This window comes from Mycobacterium sp. TH-M15 (genome assembly GCF_057473705.1).
In genome coordinates this window covers 1-4,786 of sequence record NZ_JBYCLB010000411.1, presented here as the reverse complement: position 1 = coordinate 4,786, position 4,786 = coordinate 1, and the positions used below count along the sequence as shown (strand labels likewise).

The window sequence follows — 4,786 nt, the reverse complement described above, 5'->3', positions numbered from 1 at the left end:
GGACGGCTACACCGCCGCGGCGCAGCGGGTCGAAACTGGAGAGCCCACCGTCACCCTGCTCTCCAACTTCGACGGGGCGGCGCTGACCTCGGCGGCCGCGGCGATGGAGCAGCTCGTCGCCCAGCTGACCCGACCGGTGCGCTGGGACCTGTGCATGGAGACCATCCGCGGTCTCGACGTCACGGCGGTCGTTGAGCTTCCCCCCGCGGGAGCGCTCACCGGCATCGCCAAACGCGAACTTCGGGGGGTTCCGACGCACGCCGTCAAATCACCCGCAGACCTGGACGGGTTGGCGCAGCTGTAGCAGGCCACGTCACCGCCAGGACAACCACATACGCACGATCTTTTCAAGTAGCACAACCGATTACGAAGGAGCCGTAGTGGCCACCACGGAAGAACAGCAGCAAATCATCGCCGGCATCGCCGAGATCATCGAAGAGGTGACCGGTATCGAGCCGTCCGAGGTGACGATGGAGAAGTCGTTCATCGACGACTTGGACATCGACTCGCTGTCGATGGTCGAGATCGCGGTGCAGACCGAGGACAAGTACGGCGTGAAGATCCCGGACGAGGACCTGGCCGGGCTGCGCACCGTCGGCGACGTCGTGAACTACATCCAGAAGCTCGAGGCCGAGAACCCCGAGGCCGCCGCCGCGCTGCGCGAGAAGTTCGCCGCGGAGAACAAGTGAGCACGGCGCCGGCGCCTTCAACGGCCAACGGCGGGTACCCCGATGTGGTGGTAACCGCCGTTGAGGCCACCACGTCGATCGCGGCGGACGCCGAGAGCACCTGGAAGGGTCTGCTGGCCGGCGAGAGCGGCATCCACGTCCTCGAGGACGAGTACGTCACCAAGTGGGACCTGCCGGTCAAGATCGGCGGGCACCTCAAGGACCCGGTCGACGACCACATGGGCCGACTGGACCTGCGCCGGATGTCCTACGTGCAGCGGATGTCCAAGCTGGTCGCCACCCGGCTGTGGGAGAACGCCGGCTCCCCCGAGGTCGACCCGGACCGGTTCTCGGTCGTGATCGGCACCGGGCTGGGTGGCGGCGAGAAGATCGTCGAGACCTACGACCTGATGAACGAGGGCGGCCCGCGCAAGGTGTCGCCGCTGGCCGTTCAGATGATCATGCCCAACGGCGCCGCCGCGGTGGTCGGCCTGCAGCTCGGCGCCCGGGCCGGGGTGATCACCCCGGTGTCGGCCTGCTCGTCGGGCTCGGAGGCGATCGCCCACGCGTGGCGCCAGATCGTCATGGGTGACGCCGACTTCGTCGTCTGCGGTGGCGTGGAAGGCGTGATCGAGGCGCTGCCGATCGCGGCGTTCTCGATGATGCGCGCCATGTCGACCCGCAACGACGAGCCGGAGAAGGCGTCGCGGCCGTTCGACAAGGACCGCGACGGCTTCGTGTTCGGTGAGGCCGGCGCGATGATGATCATCGAGACCGAAGAGCACGCCAAGGCGCGCGGCGCCAAGCCGCTGGCCCGGCTGATGGGCGCCGGCATCACCTCGGACGCCTATCACATGGTTGCCCCGGCGCCGGACGGTCTGCGGGCCGGCCGGGCCATGACCCGGTCGCTGGAGCTGGCGGGCCTGTCCGCCAAGGACATCGACCACGTCAACGCGCACGGAACCGCCACCCCGATCGGCGACACCGCCGAGGCCAACGCGATCCGGGTCGCCGGTTGCGAGCACGCCGCGGTGTACGCGCCGAAGTCGGCGCTGGGCCACTCCATCGGGGCGGTCGGTGCGCTGGAGTCGGTGCTGACCGTGCTCTCACTGCGCGACGGGGTCATCCCGCCGACGCTGAACTACGAGACACCGGACCCGGAGATCGACCTGGACGTGGTCGCCGGTGAGCCCCGGTACGGTGACTACTCCTACGCCATCAACAACTCGTTCGGGTTCGGTGGGCACAACGTCGCGCTCGCCTTTGGGCGGTACTGAACCCGGACCGGATATAAGGAAGTTCGCAACACCCATGTCCACGCTGACCACAGGAAACGGTTTCCCCGACGTCGTCGTCACCGGGGTCGCCCTGACCAGCCCGCTGGCCGCCGACGCGGAGACCACCTGGACGAAACTGCTGGACGGCCAGAGCGGGATTCGCACGCTTGACGACGACTTCGTCACCAGGTACGACCTCCCGGTCCGCATCGGCGGTCACCTGATCGAGACCCCGGAGTCCTTCGAGACCGCCCTGACCCGGGTCGAGTCGCGTCGACTGTCCTACCTGCAGAAGGCGGCGCTGGTTCTCGGCCGGCGGGTCTGGGAGAACACCGGCTCCCCCGAGGTCGACACCCGTCGGCTGATGGTGTCGGTCGGCACCGGGCTGGGCTCGACCGAGGAGTTGGTCTTCGCCTACGACGACATGCGCGAGCGCGGCATCACGGCGGTCTCCCCGCTCACCGTGCAGAAGTACATGCCCAACGCCGCGGGTGCGGCCATCGGGCTTGACCGCAAAGCCAAAGCCGGGGTGTTGACCTCGATTTCGGCGTGCGCATCCGGAGCGGAGGCCATCGCCCGGGCCTGGCAGCAGATCGTGCTCGGCGAGGCCGACATCGCGATCTGCGGCGGGGTGGAGCAGCGGATCGAGGCGGTGCCGATCGCCGGCTTCGCCCAGATGCGCATCGTGATGTCGACCAACAACGACGACCCGGCCGGCGCCTGCCGCCCGTTCGATCGGGACCGCGACGGCTTCGTCTTCGGTGAGGCGGGTGCCCTGATGGTGATCGAGACCGAGGAGCACGCCAAAGCCCGCGGGGCGAACATCATCGCCCGGCTCATGGGCGGTGCGGTGACGTCCGACGGCTACCACATCGTGGCCCCCGATCCGGACGGCCAGCAGGCCGGATACGCGATGACGCGGGCGATCCAACTGGCCGGCCTCACACCCGAGGACGTCGACCACGTCAACGCCCACGCCACGGCGACCACGGTCGGCGACGTCGCCGAGAGTCACGCCATCAACAATGCGCTGGGCCAGGGCGGCGGCAACGCGGCGGTGTACGCGCCCAAGTCCGCGATCGGCCACTCGGTCGGCGCGGCCGGTGCGGCCGAGTCGATCCTGACCGTGCTGACCCTGCGTGACCAGGTGATCCCGCCGACGCTGAACCTGGCCCACCTCGACCCCGAGATCGACCTGGACGTGGTGGCCGACAAGCCGCGCCCGGGCAGATACCAGTACGCGATCAACAACTCGTTCGGGTTCGGCGGGCACAATGTCGCACTCGTCTTCGGCCGGCCCTGACGCCGGCAGCGAGACCAACCGAGAAGGAGACCCGGCGATGACGACCATGGCCCCGGACCCGGTCGACGAGTCCGTCGACCCGCGCGACCCGCTGCTGCGGCTCGCCACGTTCTTCGACGACGGCAGCGTAGAGCTGCTGCACGAACGCGACCGGTCCGGGGTGCTCGCCGCCGCCGGCACCGTCAACGGGGTGCGCACCATTGCGTTCTGCACCGACGGCACCGTGATGGGCGGCGCGATGGGCGTGGAGGGCTGCGCGCAGATCGTCGCCGCCTACGACACCGCGATCGCCGAGCAGAGCCCGATCGTGGGCATCTGGCACTCCGGCGGTGCCCGGCTGGCCGACGGGGTGCGGGCGTTGCACGGCGTCGGCCAGGTCTTCGAGGCGATGATCCGGGCGTCCGGGTACATCCCGCAGATCTCGGTGGTGGTCGGGTTCGCCGCCGGCGGTGCCGCCTACGGCCCGGCACTGACCGACGTCATCGTGATGGCGCCGGAGAGCCGGGTCTTCGTCACCGGACCGGACGTGGTGCGCAGCGTCACCGGTGAGGACGTCGACATGGCGTCGCTGGGCGGCCCGGAGGCCCACCACAAGAAGTCCGGGGTCTGCCACATCGTCGCCGACGACGAACTCGACGCCTACGCCCGCGGCCGCCGGCTGGTCGGATTCTTCTGCCAGCAGGGGCATTTCGACCGCACCAAGGCCGAAGCCGGCGACATCGACCTGCACGCGCTGCTGCCGGAGTCGGCGCGGCGCGCCTACGACGTGCATCCGCTGGTCACCGCGCTGCTCGACCCGGACGAAGGCGGGGTCGCGTTCGAGGAGTTCCAGGCCAAGTGGGCGCCGTCGATGGTGGTCGGCCTGGGGCGGCTCTCCGGGCGCAGCGTCGGGGTGTTGGCCAACAACCCGCTGCGGCTCGGCGGCTGCCTGAACTCGGAGAGCGCCGAGAAGGCGGCCCGTTTCGTCCGGCTCTGCGACGCGTTCGGCATCCCGCTGATCGTCATCGTCGACGTGCCGGGTTACCTGCCCGGTGTCGGCCAGGAATGGGGCGGCGTGGTGCGCCGCGGCGCCAAGCTGCTGCACGCGTTCGGCGAATCGACCGTGCCCCGGGTAACCCTGGTCACCCGCAAGACCTACGGCGGCGCCTACATCGCGATGAACTCCCGCTCGCTGGGCGCCACCAAGGTGTTCGCCTGGCCGGACGCCGAGGTCGCGGTGATGGGCGCCAAGGCTGCGGTCGGCATCCTGCACAAGAAGAAGCTGGCCGCGGCGCCCGAGCACGAGCGTGAGGCGCTGCACGAGGAGCTGGCCGCCGAGCACGAGCGGATCGCCGGCGGGGTAGACAGCGCCATCGACATCGGCGTCGTCGACGAGAAGATCGACCCGGCGCACACCCGCAGCAAGCTCACCGAGGATGATTCTCCAAATCCAATTCTCGATGGTGCATTTGGGGCACTTCTCCTTTATGACGAGCTATGGTTTCTCTGTCGAAGCCTGTGCCCAGAAAACATGCGTCACTTGGACTATGTAAAATTTC

General features: G+C 69.0%; 4 protein-coding genes and 1 pseudogene. All 5 read left to right on the top strand.

Translation table 11 applies throughout. The annotated features are described in order from the left end of the window. Window positions 1-304 (top strand): annotated as a pseudogene (locus AC2VNT_RS10020) (ACP S-malonyltransferase); the annotation flags it as partial. Between the two features lie 76 nt (window positions 305-380). Further along, complete coding sequence (gene acpM, locus AC2VNT_RS10015; protein WP_486946710.1) at window positions 381-689, top strand: meromycolate extension acyl carrier protein AcpM; 309 nt, start codon at window positions 381-383, stop codon at window positions 687-689. Continuing rightward, the gene (gene kasA, locus AC2VNT_RS10010) at window positions 686-1,945 is read left to right on the top strand and encodes a 3-oxoacyl-ACP synthase KasA (protein ID WP_486946709.1); all 1,260 of its coding nucleotides are present in this window, start codon (window positions 686-688) and stop codon (window positions 1,943-1,945) included. Before acpM ends, kasA begins: the two co-directional genes overlap by 4 nt. A gap of 34 nt (window positions 1,946-1,979) precedes the next feature. Continuing rightward, window positions 1,980-3,248: a 3-oxoacyl-ACP synthase KasB gene (kasB, locus tag AC2VNT_RS10005; protein ID WP_486946708.1), complete on the top strand. Its 1,269-nt coding sequence runs from the start codon at window positions 1,980-1,982 to the stop codon at window positions 3,246-3,248. 37 nt (window positions 3,249-3,285) lie between these two features. Further along, on the top strand, window positions 3,286-4,786 hold a 1,501-nt coding region (locus AC2VNT_RS10000), incomplete at its 3' end, for an acyl-CoA carboxylase subunit beta (protein WP_486946707.1).

Excerpts from the sequence above, each read along its gene's own strand:
- kasB (WP_486946708.1), top strand. The coding sequence starts at position 1,980 with ATGTCCACGCTGACCACAGGAAACGGTTTCCCCGACGTCGTCGTCACC.